This is a genomic window from Microbispora sp. ZYX-F-249 (assembly GCF_039649665.1).
Taxonomy (GTDB): domain Bacteria; phylum Actinomycetota; class Actinomycetes; order Streptosporangiales; family Streptosporangiaceae; genus Microbispora; species Microbispora maris.
On sequence record NZ_JBDJAW010000002.1, the window covers coordinates 396,267 to 415,100 of the forward strand.

An 18,834-nucleotide genomic window follows, 5' to 3' on the forward strand; every position below is an offset into this window, starting at 1 on the left:
AACAGTTGTCGCATCGGGGTCTTGGTGTTCGCTTGCGCCGATCGGGCCGGTGTTCCGCCGTGCGGCAGAAGGCCGCCTAGAGATGTCCTAGTGGCTTCCAAGACCTCCCCCGCACGCTGGGGCGATGCCGCCGCCGTCCGACAAGAACCAGCCGCCGTACGACGGGGACCCGGGCCCGCCCGATCCCCGTCGCGATCCGGCGTCCGTCACCCGGCCGGGCGTCCGGCCCGACGCGCGCCCCCGCTCCGCCGGCGACCGACATGGCGGGTCCGGGCATGCCGGGTCCGGGCATGCCGCCGCGCCCGCCGGCACGCTGCTGCTGCGCGAGGTGCCGGCGCACCCGGGCGCGCCGGGGGCCCGTGTCATCGGCCCGGCGCTCGAAGAGGCTCTGCGCGTGGTGCCGGCCGCGCGGTGCCGCCTCTACGTGCTGACCGACCTCGCCCTCCCGTCCGGCGCCGCCCCGCTCGCCGCCGCGCTGCTCGAGACCGCGCTGCTCGAGACCGCGCTGCCCGAGGCCGGGACGCTGCCCGAGAGCGTGCTGCCCGAGAGCGGGGCGCAGCGGGAGAGCACCGGGGCGCCGGAGACCGGGACGCGGCGGCAGACCGGTGTCCCCGGGCACGTCCCGCGGTCGGCCCTGCTGCACGCGCTCGCCGTGGCCGCCCCGCACCACGGCCGGGGGCTGGGCCGCCGCCTGCTCGACGACCTGCTCATGGAGTTGCGCGCGGACGGCGTACGCGCCGTGTGGTTCCTCCCCGGCCCCGGTGACGAGGGCGTGTGCGCGCTGTTGCGGAGCGCCGGATTCACGGACGGAACCGGCTCCGGTTTACCTCCCGAGAACGAGCGGACATATGGGTATCATGAGCCAGAAATCCGACCCTGGGCCGCCTGGCTCGTTCGGGAGTTGTGATGCGCACGGGCATCGACGGCGCGCGCCCAGGGGCGCCGCGCCGGGGCCAGGGCCGGGACGGTCGTCAGGGCCCCGAACTGGACTTCCGCCTCCTCGGCACACTGGAGGTGGCCGACGGCACGGGGACGACCCTCGATCTCGGGCCCCGCAAGCAGCGTGCCGTGCTGGCGCTCCTGCTGCTGAACGCGCCCCACGTCGTGCCCCTCGACCAGCTCATCGACCGGCTGTGGCGGGACGAGCCGCCTTCGAGCGCCACGGGAACGCTCCAGGCGTACATCTCACATCTGCGCAGGACGCTCGAACCCCGGCGCAGCCCGCGCTCCCCCGCCCGGGTCCTGCGTACGCGGGAGCCCGGCTACCTGCTGGACATCGAGCCGGACCAGGTCGACGCCGAGCGGTTCGGCCGGGCGGCGGAGGCCGCGCGCGCCGCCCTGGCGGCGGGCCGCCCCGAGGAGGCCGAGCGGATCCTGGGCCCGGCGCTGGCGCTGTGGCGGGGCGAGCCGCTGGCCGACCTGGCCGACGAGCCGTTCGCCCGGTCCACCGTGGCCCGCCTGAGCGAGATCCGCCTGTCCGCCCTGACCGTACGCGCCGAGGCCCGGCTCGCCCTGGGACGGGCGGCCGAGGTGACGGTCGAGGTCGAGCGCCTGCTCGAACTGGACCCCTACCGCGAGGGCCTGTGGGCGCTTCTCATGCGGGCCCTCTACCGGGAGCGCAGACAGGCCGAGGCGCTGGCCGCCTACCAGCGCTGCCGCGCGCTCCTCGGCGACGAGCTGGGCCTCGATCCGAGTCCCGAGCTGCGGAGGCTGGAGCAGGCCATCCTCCTCCAGGACGAGTCGCCGGCCGGTGTGTGGGCCCCCGTGATCGCCGTGCCGCCGGGGCAGGGCCCAGGGGGCGGCGCGTCACCTGCGGAGGACGGCCGCGCGTACGGCGAGGCCGGTGACGAGATCGCCGGGGACGCGGCCGGAGGGGGACCGCTCGGACGGGGGCTGGTGGGGCGGGAGCCGCATCTGCGGCGCATCGCCGAGCGGCTCGACGACCTGCGCCGGGGCGTCGGCGGGGTCTTCCTGGTGAGCGGGGAGTCCGGCATCGGCAAGACCCGCCTCGCCGAGGCCGCCGCGAGCATGGCCGCCGAGCACGGGGCCGCGGTGGCCTGGAGCAGGTGCGTCGAGGGCAGCGGCGCGCCCGCGTTCTGGCCCTGGATCCAGGCGCTCAACGCCCTGGACGCGCACGACGCCCCGGCCACGGCCCTCGACGCGGGCGGCGCTCCGGGAACGGACCGCGCTCTGGTGACGGGCAGCACCCCGGAGACCGCCCGGGCTCCACGAACGGCCGGCACCCGGGGAACGGGCGACGCTCCGGGGACCGGCCGGGCGACGGCGACCGTCAAGGGCGGGGAGCCGGGCGGGGAGCCGGGCGGCGATCTCGCCCGGCTCGCCCACCGCCTCCTCGACGGCGACCGGACGGACACGGCCGACCCCGACACCGCCCGCTTCCTGCTGCACGACAGCGTGGCGCGGGCGCTGGCGCGGCGGGCCTCGGCCGCACCGGTCCTGGTCGTGGTGGAGGACCTGCACTGGGCCGACGCCGCCTCGCTGAAGCTGCTCACCTTCCTCGGCGCCGACCTGCACCGCGTCCCGCTCCTGGTGCTCGCCACCGTACGGCCCGAACCGGCGGTGGACAGGCAGGCGCTGACCGAGGCGCTCGGCGAGCTGACCCGCCAGCGCGGCACGGAACGGATGACCGTCGCTCCGCTCACTCCCGAGCAGATCGCCGACTACCTGCGCGAGGCGGGCCGGACCGGGCTCGGGCCGGAGCTCGCCCCCGCGCTGCACGACAGGACCGGCGGCAACCCGTTCTTCCTCGGCGAGCTGCTGCGCCTGCTGACCAGCACGCACCCCGGCGACCGGGTCGGCGTGACGGACGTGCTCGCGCTGGCGGTGCCCGACGGTGTGCGCGACGTGATCAACCAGCGGGTGTCGCGGCTGCCGGAGGACTCCCAGACTTTGCTGCGGGCGGCCGCCGTGATCGGCAGGGACGTGGGCGCCGACGTGCTGGAGACCGCGACCGGGGTCGGCGGCGCCCGGGTGATGATGCTGCTCGAACCGGCCGTCGCGACCGGGTTGCTGCTGGAGGTGGAGGGCGGCTGGGACTACCGCTTCTCGCACGCCCTCGTGCAGGAGGCGTTGTACTCCGGGCTCAGCCGCAGGCAGCGCGCCCAGCTCCACGGCCGGGTGGGCGAGGCCATCGAGACCCTGCGGTGGGGCGAGGCCGGCTCGCGGCTGCCCGCCCTGGCCCACCATTTCGGGCTGGCCGCCAGGGTCGGCTACGCGGACAAGGCCGTGTCGTACGCCGTCGAGGCGGCCGGGCAGGCGACGGCCCGGCTCGCCTACGACGAGGCCGTCCTGCACTGGGAGCAGGCCCTCGAGGCCTTCGCCGCCGGGCCCGCGGCGGCCCGCTGCGCCCTGCTGATCGGCCTCGGCAAGGCCCTGCGGGTGACCGGCGACGTGGAAGGGGCGCGCCGCGCGCTGGACGAGGCCGTGACGCTCGCGACCGGCGTCGGCGACGACGCCGCCGTCATCGAGGCGGCCACCGTCTTCGGCGGCGTGACCCTCTGGAACTGGCGCGCGTACGGCGTGGTGGACCGGCGCATGGTGTCCGTGCTGGAGGATCAGCTGTCCCGGCTCGGCCCGGAGGCCGTGCGCACCCGCGCGGAGCTGCTCGGCACGCTCGGCGTCGAGCTGTACTACGGCGAACGGCGCGAGGAGGGCCGCCGCCACGCGCTGGAGGCCGTGGAGCTGGCCCGGCGCACCGGCGACCCCCTGCTGCTGGCCCGCACGCTGAACAACTTCGTCATCGCGGCCTGGACGCCCGAGCACGAGGAGGAGCGCTACCGGGCGGCCGAGGAGATGCTGGGCCTGCCCGGCCTGCCCAGGGCCACCGAGATCGTCGCCCGTCTGCACCGCATGCCCAAGTTCCTGAAGGCGGGGCTGCTCGCCGACTACGACGCGGAGCTGGCCCGTTGCCTGCGGCTCACCGCCGAGGTGCGGATGCCGGAACTCGAGACGCAGGTCGCGTACGCCGCGGCCGGGCGGGCGATGCTGGAGGGCGACTGGGCGGAGATGGACCGGCTGGCGGCCCTGGGCACCGGCAGCTTCCGCCGCACCAGCCTGTGGGGGCCCGACGTCCTCAAGCTGATCTACGCGTTCTTCGCCGACTGGTGTCAGGGGCGTCCCAGCCCGTTGCTCGCGGAGCTGGTCGAGGCCGCGGGCGACGAGTCGAACCTGATCGCGCGGCCCACGGCCGTCCTCGCCGCGCTGGGGACCGGCGACCTCGACCTGGCCCACCGCCTGATCGACCGCTGGGGCGCGGCGCGGCCCCGCGACTGGACGTGGCAGTTCGTCTCCTGGCAGTGGGGCCTGGTCGCGGTCCGGCTCGGCCGGCCCGATCCCGGCGAGCTGCTCGCCGAGTTGCGGCCGATCGCCGGTGAGCTCATGACGATGGGCACCGGGTGCCTGTCGTGGGGGACGCTGCACGACGTGGTCGCGGGGCTCCTGCACCGGATCGGTGACGGCGCCGCCGCCCTGGCGCACGCCGAGGCCGCGTGGGACGCGCACCGGCGGCTCGGCCTGCCTCACCTCGTGAGCCGCAGTGAGGCCCTGCTGCGCGAGATCCGTGCGGGCGCGGCGGACTCCGGACGAGCCGGCGGCGCGGCCGGCTGACGCCGGGGCGTCCGGGCGCGGTGCCCGCTCCGGTTCCTGACCCGGCGCTGGGCGGGGTTCCGGACGCGGCCCGGGACGGGTTCCGGGCGCGGGCAGGTGCGGCACGCTCGCACCTGCGCCGCACCCGCTGTTGTCGAGGTGCTGCGGCGGGTTTTCCGCGCCATTGTGGGTGCCATGAGCCAGGAACAGGCGGGCCCGGGGCACGGGCACGGGCACGGGCGGGGTCATGGGCACGGTCACGGGCACGGGCGGGGTCCGGGGACGGGGACGGTCCGGGCGCGGGTGGCGCATCTGCTGCGCCCGCACTCCCACGAGGCCGCCGACAAGGTGGACCCGGTGATGGAGTCGTCCGCCCGGGGGATGCGCGCGCTGTGGGTGTCGCTGGCCGGTCTCGGCGCGACCACGCTGGTCCAGGCGGCGGTGGTGGCCCTGTCCGGGTCGGTCGCGCTCCTGGGCGACACCCTGCACAACGCGGCCGACGCCCTGACCGCCGTGCCGCTCGGGATCGCGTTCCTGCTGGGCCGCCGCCCGCCCACCCGCCGCTACACCTACGGGTACGGCCGGGCCGAGGACTTGGCCGGTGTGGTCATCGTCGTGACGATCGCCGCCTCCTCGATCGCCGCGGCGTACGCCGCGATCGGACGGCTCCTGCAGCCGCAGGAGGTCTCCCATCTGGGGGCCGTCGCGGCGGCGGCGCTGGTGGGCTTCGCCGGGAACGAGCTGGTCGCCCGCCACCGCATCCGCGTCGGGCGGGAGATCGGCTCGGCGGCCCTCGTCGCCGACGGGCTGCACGCCCGCACCGACGGTTTCACCTCACTGGCCGTGCTGGCCGGCGCCGGAGGGGCCGCCCTCGGCTGGACCTGGGCCGACCCCGCCGTCGGCCTGCTCATCACGGTCGCGATCCTGGCGGTGCTGCGGCAGGCGGCGCGGGAGGTGTGCCGCCGGCTGATGGACGCCGTCGACCCCGCGCTCGTGGACCGCGCGGAGGCGGCCCTGCGGGGGACGCCCGGCGTGCTCGGCCTGGGCCAGGTGCGGCTGCGCTGGATCGGCCACCGGCTCAGGGCCGAGTGCGAGGTCGTCGTCGACCCCGCGGTCACGGTGGTGGAGGCCCACCGGGTCGCCGCCGAGGCCGAGCACAACCTGATTCACGCGATTCCCCGGCTGACGGCCGCCATCGTGCACGCCGACCCGCTGGCCCGCGACGGTGTGGACCACCACGCCGTCCTCGACGGCCACCGGCACGACCACCCTCCGGCCGGCCTCGTCCGGCACCGTCCCGGATGACCGGGCACGAGACGCGCGGCGGACCTGCGCCAGGACGCGACGGCGCCAGGACGTGACGGCGCCAGGACGTGACGGCGCGACGGTGCGCAGGCGTGACGATCTGTTCAGGGGCGGGGCATCGCCATGGCGTTGGGGAAGGGCAGTCCTCCCCGGTCGACGATCCGTGCGGCGAGCGGGCGCAGGAGCCGTGCGAGCCGGGCCACCCCGGTCTCGCCCAGGGCGTCCATCGGCGCCCGCGCCAGGCGTTCGGTGAGGGCCTCGACGGCGTCGCGCTCCCGGCGGCCCCTCTCGGTCATGACGCCCTCGCGGTCGAGCACGCCGCGCTCGCGCAGCCGGCCGGTCGCGGCCCGCCACTCCCCCTCGGTCCATCCCCGGTAGGCCCGCTGCTCGGGCGGCACGAGTCCGAGCGCCGAGGCGACGACGTTCGCCTCGCAGCCGTCCAGTCCGGCGGTGACGAGGGCCGCGACGTGCCCGTCGCCGCGGAACTCGCGCAGCGCGGTGAGCGCGTGCCACAGCGCGGCGAGCGGCTCGCCGGGCGGCGGCAGGGCGGCGTGCGCCGCGAACAGCACCCGCCCGGCGGCGGGGCAGGCCTCCACCGCGGTCCGCGCCAGGCCCGCCGCCTCCCGCACGTCCGCGTGGTCGGCGAGGCCCCCGAGCAGACGGCGCAGGCACCGGCCGGCTACCTCCAGGCGCGCCTCGATCGCCTGCTCCGGCGGGCAGAACCGCCAGGCGTCGGGGATCGCACGGGCGACCATCGCCGGGGCGAAGTTGTAGAACGCGGCGGTGACGACCTGTGGGGAGGCCGGGCCGAGCGCGGCCGACCTGGAGGCGAAATACCCCATCCAGAAGCCCTTGAGCCCTGCCGCGGCGTAACGCTCCTTCGCCTCGGGGGCGAAGTAGACCGGGGCGTGGCAGCACTCGATCAGCCGCCAGATCTCGTCCATGCCCGCCAGGCTAGATCACCCCGTACGGCTGCCGCCGCGGGGCGGGTGGAAGCCGTACGGGCACGCGTCGGCCGCCCCTACCGGGCCCCGGCGCCGGCCGGCTCGCCGATGCTCGGCGTCGTCGTAGGCGGCGAGCGCGGGGTCAGAACCAGCCGCGGCGCCGGGCCATGGCGGCCAGGCCGTCGCGCAGCGTCTGCTCCACCGCGCCGGGGTGGTCGCCGTACCCGACTCGGAAGCGGTTGTAGACGTCGTGGCTGGAGGTGAGGAAACCGCCCCGCTTGTCCGCCTCCAGGATCACGTCCATCGAGTGCGGCCCCGCGATGAAGGTCAGCTCCAGCTCGTTGAAGTGGCGCCGCCACTCCGGCCCGGCGTGATACTCGATCTCCTGGTAGAACGGCATGGCCGAGCCCCGGAGCGTGCCACGCTCCAGGTCGGCCCGCTTGAAGTGGAAGCCCATGCGGACGAGCGCGCCCAGCAGGTGGTCCTGGGCCGGCAGCGGGTTGACGAACAGCGGGTCGAGGTCGCCCTTGTCGAGCGCGCCCGCGAGGGCCAGCTCCGTCGCCACGCCCAGCCGCATGCCGGGCAGCGGACGCCCGCCCACCGCGCTGACCGGGGTCTCCCACGGCACCGGGATCGCGAACGGCAGCGCGCGGGCCTCCCCCGCGCGCAGGTCGAACGGCCCCGACACCGGCGCTCTCAGGAAGCTGTAGGTCGCGTGGTGTTCCTGGTCGCCGCGCTCGACCTCCACGACGGCGGTGAAGTCGACGGTGATCCCGTCCACCCTGTGGTCGGACGACCCGCCCCTGAAGCGGACCTCGCCGTGCAGGGTCTCCCCCGGGCGCACGTGGGGGTCGCGCAGCACCGTGTCGACCTCGACCCCGGCCCCGAACGCGGCCATCAGCTTGCGGAACACCGATCACTCCCTTGGTCGCGGACCGTTCACCGCTGCCAACGACCCGTTCCGCCGCCCGGTTCCCCGTACAGAGGTGTCCTTTCCGGGCCGTTCCGATCGTCGTACGGACATGATGGGATACGGGCCCGAGGAGGACGGATGAAGTACGTGCTGCTCATCTGCGGCGACGAGTCGGCGGCCGAGCACGCCGAAGACGGATGCGGCGGATGGTCCGAGACGATGGCGGAACGCGGCGTGCTCCGGGGAGGCGCCGGGTTGCGCCCGCCGGGCGACGCCACCACGTTGCGCGTGCGGGAGGGCGAGGTGCTGCTGTCGGACGGGCCGTTCGCCGAGACCAAGGAGCAGCTCGGCGGGTTCTGCCTGATCGAGTGCGCCGACCTGGACGAGGCCATCGAGATCGCCGCCGCCCATCCCGCCGCGGCGTACGGCACGATCGAGATCCGGCCGCTCACAGAGCTGTGACGTCGCCGGTCGAGGCCGCCGTCGACCGGGCCTTCCGGGAGGAGTGGGGGCAGGTCGTGGCCACCCTCATCCGCTGGACCGGCGACTGGGACCTGGCCGAGGAGTGCGCGCAGGACGCCTTCGCCCAGGCCCTGCGCACCTGGCGGCGTGACGGCGTGCCGCGCCGCCCCGGCGCGTGGCTGACCACGGCCGCCCGCAACCGGGCCGTGGACCGGCTGCGCCGGGCGGCCACCGGCGCCGCCAAACTACGGGAGGTGGCGGACGTGCTCGCGGCCCGGGACGGCGACGCCGCCGACGAGCCGGGCGTGCCGGACGACCGGCTTCGGCTGATCTTCACCTGCTGCCATCCGGCGCTCGCGCTGGAGGCCAGGGTGGCGCTGACCCTGCGCACCCTCGCCGGGCTCACCACGGCCGAGATCGCGCGGGCGTTCCTGGTCGGCGAGCAGGCGATGGCCAAGCGGCTGGCGCGGGCCAAGCAGAAGATCCGGCACGCGGCCATCCCCTATCGGGTGCCGCCGGCGCATCTGCTGCCGGAGCGCCTCCCGGCGGTGCTCGCGGTGCTGTATCTGCTGTTCAACGAGGGCTACTCGGCGACGGCCGGCGCCGGTCTCGTACGGCACGACCTCGCGTCCGAGGCGATCAGGCTGGCCCGGGTGCTGGTGCGGCTGATGCCGGAGGAGCCCGAGGCGGCGGGCCTGCTCGCGCTGATGCTGCTGCACCACGCGCGCCGCGCCGCGCGGCTGGACGATGCCGGTGACCTGGTGGTGCTGGAGGACCAGGACCGCGGCCGATGGGACGCCGGCCGGATCGCCGAGGGCGTGGCCCTGCTGGACGGCGCGCTGCGGCGCGGGCGGCCCGGCCCCTACCAGGTGCAGGCCGCCATCGCCGCCTGCCACGCCACCGCCGCCCGCCCCGAGGACACCGACTGGGCGCAGATCGCCGTCCTGTACGGGCGGCTCGCCCGGCTGGTCCCCTCGCCCGTCGTCGAGCTGAACCGCGCGGTGGCGGTCGGCATGGCGCACGGCCCCGCCGCAGGGCTGGCGCTGGCCGACGCCCTCCGGGAGACGGGCGCCCTGGCCGGCTACCACCTGCTGCCCGCCGCCCGCGCCGACCTGCTGCGCCGCCTGGGCCGTACGGCCGAGGCGGCCGAGGCCTACCGGGAGGCGGCCGGCCTGGCCGCCACCGACGCCGAGCGCCGCTACCTCGCCCGCCGCCTCGCCGCCCTCGAACAGGTGTCCGTACGGGCCGTTCCCGATCGTCGGTAGATCGGACACGTACGGCACGAACGGAAGGGCGAAGACCGATGGACACGGATGTACGACGGCGGATAGCGGCGGAACGCCGCGAACTGGCCGACCTGCTGGGCGAGCTGCCGCAGCGGTCGTGGGACGCGCCGTCGCTGTGCGCGGGGTGGAGGGTGCGGGAGGTGGTCGCGCACATGACGATGCCGTACCGGCGCTCCGCGCCGAGCGTGCTGGCCGGTCTCGTCCGGGCCCGGGGGAACTTCGACCGGCTGGCCGACCGGCTCGCCCGCGAGGACGCGGCGGCGCTCGGCCCCCGGGAGCTGACCGCGTGCCTGCGGGACAACGCCGGGCATCCCTGGCGGCCTCCGGGCGGCGGCTACGCGGGCGCGCTGTCCCACGACGTGATCCACGGCATGGACGTCACCGTGGCGCTGGGGATCGACCGGCGGATTCCCGGCGACCGGCTGCGCGTCCTGCTCGACAACGCGCTGTCGCCCCGGAGCCGGAGGTATTTCGGCGTCGACCTGGACGGCGTTGAACTACGCGCCGACGACATGGACTGGTCGCTCGGGACCGGCACCCCCTTGACCGGCGCCGCGCAGGACCTGGTGCTGGTCCTGTGCGGCCGCCGGCTGCCGGAGGGACGGCTGCGCGGCGAGCCCGCCGCACGCTTCACCCGCTCCGTCCGCTGAACGCGCCGCTTCGGCCGCTGGTCGCAGAAGCCGGGGAGGTCTGTGCCTTTTCGGGCGTCGTGCGCGTTAACGTGCTCGAGATCACGGACCTCTCCGGTCGGAGCGACGGGGCTCCCGGTGAGGTCTCCTCCGCTCTGAGCACTCCTGGAGGCCCTTTCATGCCGTCCCGCTCCGGTTTCGATCCCGACCCGCTGATCAGGAAGCACCGCACCGCCGGCGCCACACTCACCGTGACCGCGGACGGAGCGCCGCTCGCCGGCCGGGAGGTCGTCGTCGCGCAGCGCCGGCACAAGTTCCTGTTCGGCTGCATCGGGTTCGACTTCATCCCGCTGGCCAACGGCGATACCTCGGCGGGCACCGGCGAGCGGCGGTCACTGGGCGAGTCCCCCGCGGCCGGGTCGCAGGAGGTCGCCGACCTGTGGTTCGACCTGTTCAACTTCGCCACGCTGCCCTTCTACTGGGGGCAGTTCGAGCCGGTCCGGGGACGGCCGCAGACCGAGCGGCTGCTCACCACGGCGCGGTGGTTCGCCGACCGGGGCGTCCCGGTCAAGGGACATCCGCTCGCCTGGCACACCGAGACCGCCGGCTGGCTGATGGACCTGTCGAACGCCGAGATCGCCAAGGCCCAGGTGGACCGGATCCGGCGCGACATGACCGACTTCGCCGGCGTCATCGACATGTGGGACGTCATCAACGAGGTCGTGATCATGCCGATCTTCGACAAGTACGACAACGGGATCACCCGGATCTGCCGGGAGATCGGCCGGATCCCGATGGTCCGGATGGTCTTCGACGCGGCCCGCGAGGCCAATCCCCACGCCACGCTGCTGCTCAACGACTTCGACATGTCCGCGGCGTACGAGTGCCTGATCGAGGGCGTCCTGGAGGCGGGCATCAAAATCGACGTGCTCGGCCTGCAGAGTCACATGCACCAGGGCTACTGGGGTGAGGAGAAGACGCTCGCCACGATCGACCGTTTCGCGCGGTACGGCCTGCCCATCCACTTCACCGAGACGACGATCGTCTCCGGCCACATCATGCCGGAGGAGATCGTCGACCTGAACGACTACCAGATCCCCGAGTGGCCGAGCACGCCCGAGGGCGAGGCCCGGCAGGCCGACGAGGTCGTGCGCCACTACAAGACGCTGCTGTCCCACCCGGCCGTGGAGGCGACGACCTACTGGGGCCTGTCGGACGGCGGCTGGCTCGGTGCCCCGGGCGGCTTCGTCCGCGCCGACGGCACCCCCAAGCCGTCGTACGACGCGCTGCGCTCGCTCGTCAAGGGCGAGTGGTGGCTGCCTCCGACGACGATGGTCACCGACGACGACGGCCGTGTCCGCTTCGACGGCTTCCTCGGCGAGTACGAGGTCACCGCGGGCGGCCGGACGGTCACGTTCGCCCTGGACGAGCCCGGTGACGCCGAAGTGGAGGTGTCCCTTTGACGTTCACCACCGGCCGCGGAAGATTTTTCGAGATTTCCGCGGGGAGGATGTCGAGAATCGGGGAGCCTGCTTCTACCCAGGGGTGAGCGCGCCCACGAGGGGCGGGCGGCAGGAGGAGCGGAACATGAAGTACATGCTGCTGATGCAGTTCGGCCCGCAGAGCGACATCGCCCCGATCGACACCTGGTCGCCGGAGGACGTCAAGGCGCACATCGAGTTCATGGGCGACGTCAACCGCGGGCTCGTCGAGGCCGGCGAGTTCGTCGACGCGCAGGGGCTGGCGATGCCCGACCAGGCGCGGATCGTGCGGGCCGGAGAGGGCGGCGTCCCCGTCGTCACCGACGGCCCCTTCCCCGAGACCAAGGAGTTCCTGGTCGGTTACTGGATCATCGACTGCGAGGGCCCGGAGCGGGCGTACGAGCTGGCGGGCCACATCTCGGCCGCGCCCGGCCCGAACGGCGAGCCGCTCAACATGCCCATCGAGGTGCGGCAGGTGATGGCGGCCCCGCCGCAGGAACTGTGACCGCCGCGCACCCGCCCGTCGACGACCTGCTGCGCCCGCTGGCGCCGCAGGTCGCCGGCGTGCTCACCCGGAGGTTCGGCGACTTCGACGCGGCCGAGGACGCGGTCCAGGAGGCGATGCTCGACGCCCTCGCCCAGTGGCCCGCCGAGGGCGTGCCGGACAACCCGAAGGGCTGGCTCGTCCAGGTCGCGTACCGGCGAATGATCGAGCAGGTGCGGGGCGAGCAGGCGCGCCGCCGCCGCGAGGAACTCGTGGTCGCGCGGTCGCCCGCCGACCACTGGATCTCCCCGGCCGCCGACCGGGCGCTCGGGACGGACGGGGACGACACGCTCGTCATGCTGTTCCTGAGCTGCCACCCCGCGCTGACGCCCGCGTCCGCCATCGCCCTGACCCTGCGCGCCGTCGGCGGGCTGACCACGGCCGAGATCGGCAGGGCCTTCATGGTGCCCGAGGCGACGATGGCGCAGCGGATCAGCCGGGCCAAGCAGCGCATCAGGGCCTCGCGCGTGCCGTTCCGCATGCCGGACCCGGGCGAACGCGCCGAGCGGCTCGCCGCCGTGCTGCACGTGCTCTATCTGATCTTCAACGAGGGGTACGCCGCCAGCGGCGCCACCGTCTACTACGAGGTGCGCGGCGCCGGCCCCGTGCTCCTCATCTCGCAGAGCGGTGAAGGGGACGCGGACCGGACCGCCGACCTGGTCCGCCATCTCGCCGCCGATCACACCGTCGTCACCTACGACCGCCGCGGCCTGTCCCGCAGCGTCATCGACGACCCCGGCCGGGGCGCGACCATGGCCGACCACGTCGACGACGTCCATCGCCTCCTCGCCGCCGTGACCGACCGGCCGGCGCACATGCTCGGATGCAGCTTCGGCGCCGCCATCGGGCTGCACCTGGCCGTCGCACATCCGGGACGGCTCGGCACCCTGATCGCGCACGAGCCGGTCGCCCCCTCGCTCCTGCCCGCCGCCGAACGGCTCCGGCACGTACGCGAACTGGAGGAACTGCAGGACCTCTACCGTGCGCGCGGCCTCGCCGACGCGTTCGTCAGGATCGCCGAAACGCTGGGCATCGACCCCGTCGCCCAGGACACCGAGCCCGGCCTGACCCCACGGCCCCTCGACGACCGGCGGCGGGCCGGCTTCGACTTCTTCATCCGCAACGACTTCACCGCGATCGCCCGCGACACGCTGGACGTCGCCGCGCTCGGGGACACGGCCGTCCGCGTCGTCCCGGCCTTCGGCCGCACCACGCCCCGGCACGTCTTCGACTACCGGTGCGCACAGGAGCTCGCGGCGCTTCTCGGCGTCGAGGCGAGGCAGTTCCCCGGCGGGCACAACGGCAACACGACCCACCCCCGCGCGTACGCCACCCGGATCCGCGAACTTCTGGCGACCTGAACCCGCGACCGGCCCGCCCATGGGCGGCGGCGCTCTTGACGTGGGATGACGCCGCGCTCTAGGTTGCTGCCGCAGTCTGACAGTTTTCGTCCGGAAATCGAAAATTTTCTGGGCGGCCGATATCCCGCGCGGACCGGGCACCGCACGGCTCGTCCGCGATCCCACCATTCGGAGTCCGTGTGAAGGTCCTCTACATCGGCGGCACCGGGACGATCAGCTCGGCCTGCGTGGCCGAGTCGGCGCGCCGGGGTCTCGACGTCCACGTGCTCAACCGGGGCCACACCGCCCGGCGCCGTCCGCTGCCCGACGGGGTCACGACGCTCACCGCCGACGTACGGGACCGCGACGCGCTCCGCCGGGCCCTGGCCGGGAGCGCGTACGACTGCGTCGTCGACTTCCTCGGCTACACGGCCGAGGACGCGGCGGCCAGGGTGGACCTGCTCGACGGCCGCACCGGCCAGTACGTCTACATCAGCAGCGCCTCCGTCTACCACAAGCCGGTGCGGCGGGCGCCGTTCACGGAGTCGACCACCCGGCGCAACCCCTACCTCGCGTACGCCAGGGACAAGATCGCGGCCGAGGACGTGCTGCGCCGCGCCTACGAGGAGCGTGACTTCCCCGTCACGATCGTGCGCCCCTCGCACACCTACGACGACGCGCATCCGCCGCTTCCGGGCGAGTGGACGGCGTGGGACCGGGTCGCGCGGGGTGAGGAGATCGTGGTGCCCGGCGACGGCACCAGCCTGTGGACGCTGACGCACGCGGACGACTTCGCGATCGGCCTGGTGGGCCTCGTCGGCGCCTGGCAGGCGGTCGGCGAGGACTTCCACATCACCTCGGGCGAGGCGCTCACCTGGAACGAGATCTACGAGGTCGTCGGGCGCACGGCCGGGACGCGGGCCCGGCTCCTCCACCTGCCCGCGGAGTTCCTGCCGATCGTCGCGCCGGACTGGTTCTGGTCCGACCTGATCGTCGGCGACCTCCAGCACACCGCGGTGTTCGACACCACGAAGATCAGGCGGTTCGTCCCGTCGTTCCGGCCGGTCGTCACGTGGGCGGAAGGGGCCAGGCGGCTGCACGCCCGGCGGTCCGCCCATCCGGAGGAGACCCTGCCCGACGCCGCGACCGACGCGGTGCTGGCCCGGCTGGCCGAAGGACATCGCCTCGCCGCGGCCGCCGTGGCACGGCTGGCACCGGACACCGCCGACGGTTCGTGACGGAAGGACGCATCCCGATGCCCCACGACGCCCGTGACGACCTGACGGTCCCGGACCCGGCGATGCGCCGGCCGTTCGGGCGCACCGGCCTGGCGGTGACGCCGATATGCGTCGGCACCAGTCCCCTGGCGAGCATGCCGGGACTGTACGGGTACGAGGTCGGCGAGGAACGCGCGCGGGCCACCGTGGAGGCCGTGTTCGACGGGCCCTTCAACTTCCTCGACACCTCCAACAACTACGGCGGCGGCAGCGCCGAACGGCGCATCGGCGCCGTGGTCCGCCACCGCGGCGGCGTCCCCGCCGGGTTCGTCCTCGCCACCAAGGTCGACGCGGACCCGGAAACCGGCGACTTCTCCGGCGAGCGCGTGCGCCGCTCGGCCGAGGAGAGCCTGGAACGGCTCGGCGTCGGCCACGTGCCGCTGCTGTACCTGCACGATCCCGAGTTCCACATCACGTTCGAGGAGGCCATGGCCCCCGGCGGGGCGGTGGAGGCGCTGGTCGCGCTGCGGGACGCCGGCGTCGCCGGCCACATCGGCATCGCGGGCGGCCCGGTCGGCCTGTTGCGCAGATACGTCGCGACCGGCGCGTTCGACGCCGTGATCAGCCACAATCGCTGGACTCTGGTGAACCGCGAGGCCGGCCCGCTGCTCGACGAGGCCCGCGAGCGCGGCGTCGCCTTCGTCAACGGCGCGCCGTACGGCGGCGGGATGCTGGTCAAGGGACCCGACGCCCAGCCCCGCTACGCCTACCGGGACACCGGCGAGCCGGTCCGGGACGCGGTCCGCGCCATGCGCGGGGTGTGCGACGCCCACGGTGTGCCCCTCGCCGCCGCCGCGCTGCAGTTCTCGCTGCGCGACCCCAGGATCGCCTCCACCATCGTCGGCGTCTCGGAACCCGGGCGGCTCGAGGAGACGCTGCGCCTCGCCGCCACCCCGATCCCGCCGGGTCTGTGGGACGAACTCGACCGGCACCTGCCCTCTCCCGCCGCCTGGCTGGACTGATCGCCTCCCGGTTGTCGGTCAGGGTTCCGCCAGGAGCCGGCCTGCCGTCATCGCTCCGTCGTCCGGGTCCGCGAAGACTGGGCCATGCGCAAAACCCTCCTCGCGGCGGCCGCTCTCGCCGCGTCGCTCGCCGCCGTAGTCGCACCGCCCGCACTGGCCGCCCCCGCACCGGCGGGCTCCGGCAAGGGGCCGGCGGTGACCTTCGCCCTCATCGGCGACACGCCGTACGGCGACGACCAGCGGGCCCGGTTCCCCGCCCTGGTCGACGTGATCGACTCCGACCCCGGCGTACGGTTCGTGCTGCACGCGGGCGACGTGAAGAACGGCTCGACCACCTGCGACGACGCCCGCTTCGCCGACCTCGCCGCGTTGTTCGGCACCTTCGCCGATCCCTTCGTGCTGACGCCGGGCGACAACGAGTGGACCGACTGCCACCGCGCCGCCGCGGGAGGCTACCTGCCCACCGAGCGCCTCGACGCGGTCCGCCGCGTGTTCTACCCGGTGCCCGGCCGCACGCTCGGCCGTCACCCGATGCCGGTGCTGTCGCAGGCCGCGGACCGGCGCCACCGTGACTACCGGGAGAACGTGCTGTTCACCAAGGGGCGCGTCGTGTTCTCCACCGTCCACGTCGTGGGCAGCGACAACGACCTGCAGCCCTGGTCCGAGCTCCCCGGCGGGGACCGTCCCGGCCTGCGGACGGCGGAGTTCGAGGCACGCAGGGACGCGGCGCTGGACTGGATCGACGCGACGTTCGAGCGGGCCCGCCGCACCCACGCGCCCGGCGTCCTGCTCATGATGCAGGCCGAGCCCGTGCAGACCCCCGGCTTCGCCGACATCCGCGCCCGCGTCGTCGCCCAGGCCCGCGCGTACGGCAGGCCGGTGCTGCTCGTGCACGGCGACGAGCACGTCTACGAGGTCGAGCCCGGGTATGCCGGGGTGTCGAACCTGACCAGGCTGGAGACCTTCGGCTCCACCGCGAGCCAGTGGCTGCGGGTCACGGCCGACCCCAGGACGCCGGCCGTCTTCTCCTGGCAGCCCCAGACGGTGCCCGGGGCCTGACCTCCGCCCGCCGATGACACTCACCGCACGCCGGCGCCACGTCGCGCTCTCCCCGGCCGGTCCGGAGGAGACCGGGCGTGGACGCGTCCCGGGGAGCGGCGCTCACAGGAGACCGGCGTCACGCACCTTCATCGCCACCTGGACCCGGTTGTCCGCGCCGAGCTTGGCGAAGATCCTGGTGATGTTCGCCTTCACGGTGGCGACGCTCATGTAGAGACGCTCGGCGATCTCGGCGTTCGACCTGCCGTTCGCCACCTCGACCGCGACTTCCAGCTCCCGCTCGGTGAGCCGGGCCAGTTCCTCCTTCGCCACCGGGAGGGCCGGCCCGGACCCGCCGGTCGCCGCGGCGATCACCTGCCGGGCGACGCTCGGCGACAGCACGGGCTCGCCCTTCGCCACGGCGCGGACCGCCTCGATCATCCGGGGTGGCGGGGTGTCCTTCAGCAGGAAGCCGTCGGCGCCGAGCCGCAGGGCCCGAAGCACCATGTCGTCGGCGTCGAACGTGGTGAGCACGAGGATCCGCGGCGGGCCCGGCTGCGCCCGCAACAGCTCGGTGGTGACCAGCCCGTCCTGGTTGGGCATCCGGATGTCCAGCAGCACCACGTCCGGGCGCAGCTCGCGGACGACCTCCATGGCGCGCAGCCCGTCCTCGGCCTCGCCGGCGAGGTCGAAGTCGGGTTCGCCGCCGAGGATGAGACGCAGCCCCGTCCGCACCATCGCGTCGTCATCCACTATCACCAGCCGGGTCACGCTCCACAGCCTCCCATGGCAATCGGACATCGAGGATGAACCGCCCGTCCTCGATCGTATGGCTGAGGGTTCCGCCGGCCATCCTCGTCCGCTCCGCCAGGCCCACCAGGCCCAGCCTTCCCCCCGGACCGGGGGCCGAGCCGGGGCGCGCGGGGTTCGTCACCCGGATCCGCAGGTCCTCCCCCGGCCGTCCGCCGAGCTCGGCGGTGACCCGGGCGCCCGGCGCGTGCTTGCGCGCGTTGGTCAGCGCCTCCTGCACGATCCGGTACGCGTGCCGGCCCGTCTGCGCGGGCAGCGACTCCCGGCCGTCGATGCCGTCGTCCACGTCGACCCGCTGACCGGCCGCGCGGACCTCGGCGAACAACGCGTCCAGATGGGCCAGATTGGGCTGCGGCGCCTCCACGGCGCCGTCGTCGCGGAGCGTGCGCAGCACCGTGCGCAACTCGTTGAGCGACTGGTGCGCGTTCTCCTGGATGGCCAGCGCGGCCTCGCGCGTCTGCTCGGGGCCGAGGTCCGTCCGGTAGGCCAGGCCGCCGGCCAGCATCGCCAGCAGGGAGATCCGGTGCGCGAGCACGTCGTGCATCTCCTGGGCGATCTTCACCCGTTCCGCCAGCCGCGCCTGGTCGATCCGCTGCCGCTGCTCACGCTCGGCGGCCCGCGCCCGCTCGCGCAGGGACTGCTCCAGGTCGCGGCGTCCCCGCAGGTAGAGGCCGAACACGGTCAGCCCGCCGAGAGCCATCACCTCCATCACCCAGGCGATGATCACCGTCTGGGTGACGCCGTCCAGCGCCCCCCTGACGAGCAGGCACGCCGCGGACAGGGCCGCGACCGGAACGATCCGGCTCCATCGACGGTGGGTCACCAGGGAGACGTACGCGACCCAGGCGGGACCGATCGCCGAGGCCGAATACGCGGTCAGCAGGGCGGTCGCCAGGGCGATCCGCCACGGCCATCGTCGCCGCCACCGCATCAGGACGAGCCCGATGAGGGCCAGCCCCGTGTCGATCAGCGTCCGCATGAGCGGCTGGCCGTCGCTCAGGATGAGCCAGGCCACTATCGGCACGGCGCACAGGTAGCGCAGCGCGACGCCGCGCCTGTCCAGGGGCGGCTGGTTACCCGGTCGGCCGTCCACAGCTCCACAGCTTAGGGACCACCGTGCACAGGTCTTAGCGACCTGGGTCGACCTGTGGACAGCCCTGGGTATCGCCCGTGCGCCCAGGGTGGGGCCCGGCGTCCGAGCGCGGCGGACCCCGGTCCGATGCGGCGGCGCCGGCGCG

The 18,834-nt window shown here is 74.5% G+C and carries 16 protein-coding genes; 12 read left to right on the plus strand and 4 right to left on the minus strand.

Going from position 1 to position 18,834, the window contains the following annotated elements:
* Nucleotides 1–124 precede the first annotated feature (124 nt).
* The 3 genes from AAH991_RS04285 (at nucleotide 125) to AAH991_RS04295 (ending at nucleotide 5,910) form a co-directional block, all read left to right on the plus strand.
* On the plus strand, nucleotides 125–907 hold the full coding sequence (locus AAH991_RS04285) for a GNAT family N-acetyltransferase (protein WP_346224402.1): 783 nt from the start codon (nucleotides 125–127) through the stop codon (nucleotides 905–907).
* Nucleotides 907–4,626 (plus strand): ATP-binding protein, encoded by a 3,720-nt coding sequence (locus tag AAH991_RS04290; protein ID WP_346224403.1) that lies wholly within the window; start codon nucleotides 907–909, stop codon nucleotides 4,624–4,626. Before AAH991_RS04285 ends, AAH991_RS04290 begins: the two co-directional genes overlap by 1 nt.
* Nucleotides 4,627–4,800: 174 nt before the next feature.
* A complete protein-coding gene (locus AAH991_RS04295) occupies nucleotides 4,801–5,910 on the plus strand; it encodes a cation diffusion facilitator family transporter (protein WP_346224404.1) in 1,110 nt (369 codons plus the stop codon).
* Between the two features lie 104 nt (nucleotides 5,911–6,014).
* On the opposite strand, the gene AAH991_RS04300 is transcribed toward AAH991_RS04295, so the two are convergent.
* Nucleotides 6,015–6,854, minus strand: a complete 840-nt coding sequence (locus AAH991_RS04300; protein ID WP_346224405.1) for an SCO6745 family protein — start codon at nucleotides 6,852–6,854, stop codon at nucleotides 6,015–6,017.
* A gap of 142 nt (nucleotides 6,855–6,996) precedes the next feature.
* Nucleotides 6,997–7,767 (minus strand): sporulation protein, encoded by a 771-nt coding sequence (locus tag AAH991_RS04305; RefSeq protein WP_346224406.1) that lies wholly within the window; start codon nucleotides 7,765–7,767, stop codon nucleotides 6,997–6,999.
* 138 nt (nucleotides 7,768–7,905) lie between these two features.
* Here AAH991_RS04305 and AAH991_RS04310 point away from each other — a divergent pair, with 138 nt between their 5' ends.
* The 9 genes from AAH991_RS04310 (at nucleotide 7,906) to AAH991_RS04350 (ending at nucleotide 16,807) form a co-directional block, all read left to right on the plus strand.
* Nucleotides 7,906–8,229 (plus strand): YciI family protein, encoded by a 324-nt coding sequence (locus AAH991_RS04310; protein ID WP_346224407.1) that lies wholly within the window; start codon nucleotides 7,906–7,908, stop codon nucleotides 8,227–8,229.
* Nucleotides 8,226–9,494, plus strand: coding sequence for an RNA polymerase sigma factor (locus tag AAH991_RS04315; RefSeq protein ID WP_346224408.1), 1,269 nt, complete (start codon nucleotides 8,226–8,228; stop codon nucleotides 9,492–9,494). The genes AAH991_RS04310 and AAH991_RS04315 overlap by 4 nt, the downstream gene beginning before the upstream one ends.
* 38 nt (nucleotides 9,495–9,532) lie before the next feature.
* The gene (locus tag AAH991_RS04320) at nucleotides 9,533–10,165 is read left to right on the plus strand and encodes a maleylpyruvate isomerase family mycothiol-dependent enzyme (protein WP_346224409.1); all 633 of its coding nucleotides are present in this window, start codon (nucleotides 9,533–9,535) and stop codon (nucleotides 10,163–10,165) included.
* A gap of 158 nt (nucleotides 10,166–10,323) precedes the next feature.
* A complete protein-coding gene (locus AAH991_RS04325; RefSeq protein WP_346224410.1) occupies nucleotides 10,324–11,607 on the plus strand; it encodes an endo-1,4-beta-xylanase in 1,284 nt (427 codons plus the stop codon).
* 124 nt (nucleotides 11,608–11,731) lie between these two features.
* Nucleotides 11,732–12,130: a YciI family protein gene (locus AAH991_RS04330; RefSeq protein ID WP_346224411.1), complete on the plus strand. Its 399-nt coding sequence runs from the start codon at nucleotides 11,732–11,734 to the stop codon at nucleotides 12,128–12,130.
* Nucleotides 12,127–13,530, plus strand: a complete 1,404-nt coding sequence (locus tag AAH991_RS04335) for an alpha/beta fold hydrolase (protein WP_346224412.1) — start codon at nucleotides 12,127–12,129, stop codon at nucleotides 13,528–13,530. The genes AAH991_RS04330 and AAH991_RS04335 overlap by 4 nt, the downstream gene beginning before the upstream one ends.
* Before the next feature lie 179 nt (nucleotides 13,531–13,709).
* Entirely contained in the window at nucleotides 13,710–14,747 is a 1,038-nt protein-coding gene (locus AAH991_RS04340; protein WP_346224413.1) for an NAD-dependent epimerase/dehydratase family protein, read from the plus strand.
* A 17-nt stretch (nucleotides 14,748–14,764) separates the two neighbouring features.
* Nucleotides 14,765–15,748, plus strand: coding sequence for an aldo/keto reductase (locus AAH991_RS04345; protein WP_346224414.1), 984 nt, complete (start codon nucleotides 14,765–14,767; stop codon nucleotides 15,746–15,748).
* An 84-nt stretch (nucleotides 15,749–15,832) separates the two neighbouring features.
* The gene (locus AAH991_RS04350) at nucleotides 15,833–16,807 is read left to right on the plus strand and encodes a metallophosphoesterase (RefSeq protein WP_346224415.1); all 975 of its coding nucleotides are present in this window, start codon (nucleotides 15,833–15,835) and stop codon (nucleotides 16,805–16,807) included.
* 102 nt (nucleotides 16,808–16,909) lie between these two features.
* Here the strand turns inward: AAH991_RS04350 and AAH991_RS04355 are convergent, their stop codons facing one another.
* Both AAH991_RS04355 and AAH991_RS04360 read right to left on the minus strand, forming a co-directional pair.
* Nucleotides 16,910–17,557 (minus strand): response regulator, encoded by a 648-nt coding sequence (locus tag AAH991_RS04355; protein ID WP_346224416.1) that lies wholly within the window; start codon nucleotides 17,555–17,557, stop codon nucleotides 16,910–16,912.
* Nucleotides 17,532–18,689, minus strand: coding sequence for a sensor histidine kinase (locus AAH991_RS04360; protein WP_346224417.1), 1,158 nt, complete (start codon nucleotides 18,687–18,689; stop codon nucleotides 17,532–17,534). The genes AAH991_RS04355 and AAH991_RS04360 overlap by 26 nt, the downstream gene beginning before the upstream one ends.
* Nucleotides 18,690–18,834 lie beyond the last annotated feature (145 nt).

Coding starts and splice junctions, on each gene's coding strand:
- AAH991_RS04325 (WP_346224410.1), top strand. CDS start 10,324: ATGCCGTCCCGCTCCGGTTTCGATCCCGACCCGCTGATCAGGAAGCAC.
- AAH991_RS04330 (WP_346224411.1), top strand. CDS start 11,732: ATGAAGTACATGCTGCTGATGCAGTTCGGCCCGCAGAGCGACATCGCC.
- AAH991_RS04300 (WP_346224405.1), bottom strand. CDS start 6,854: ATGGACGAGATCTGGCGGCTGATCGAGTGCTGCCACGCCCCGGTCTAC.
- AAH991_RS04345 (WP_346224414.1), top strand. CDS start 14,765: ATGCCCCACGACGCCCGTGACGACCTGACGGTCCCGGACCCGGCGATG.
- AAH991_RS04310 (WP_346224407.1), top strand. CDS start 7,906: ATGAAGTACGTGCTGCTCATCTGCGGCGACGAGTCGGCGGCCGAGCAC.
- AAH991_RS04290 (WP_346224403.1), top strand. CDS start 907: ATGCGCACGGGCATCGACGGCGCGCGCCCAGGGGCGCCGCGCCGGGGC.
- AAH991_RS04350 (WP_346224415.1), top strand. CDS start 15,833: ATGCGCAAAACCCTCCTCGCGGCGGCCGCTCTCGCCGCGTCGCTCGCC.
- AAH991_RS04295 (WP_346224404.1), top strand. CDS start 4,801: ATGAGCCAGGAACAGGCGGGCCCGGGGCACGGGCACGGGCACGGGCGG.
- AAH991_RS04320 (WP_346224409.1), top strand. CDS start 9,533: ATGGACACGGATGTACGACGGCGGATAGCGGCGGAACGCCGCGAACTG.
- AAH991_RS04285 (WP_346224402.1), top strand. CDS start 125: ATGCCGCCGCCGTCCGACAAGAACCAGCCGCCGTACGACGGGGACCCG.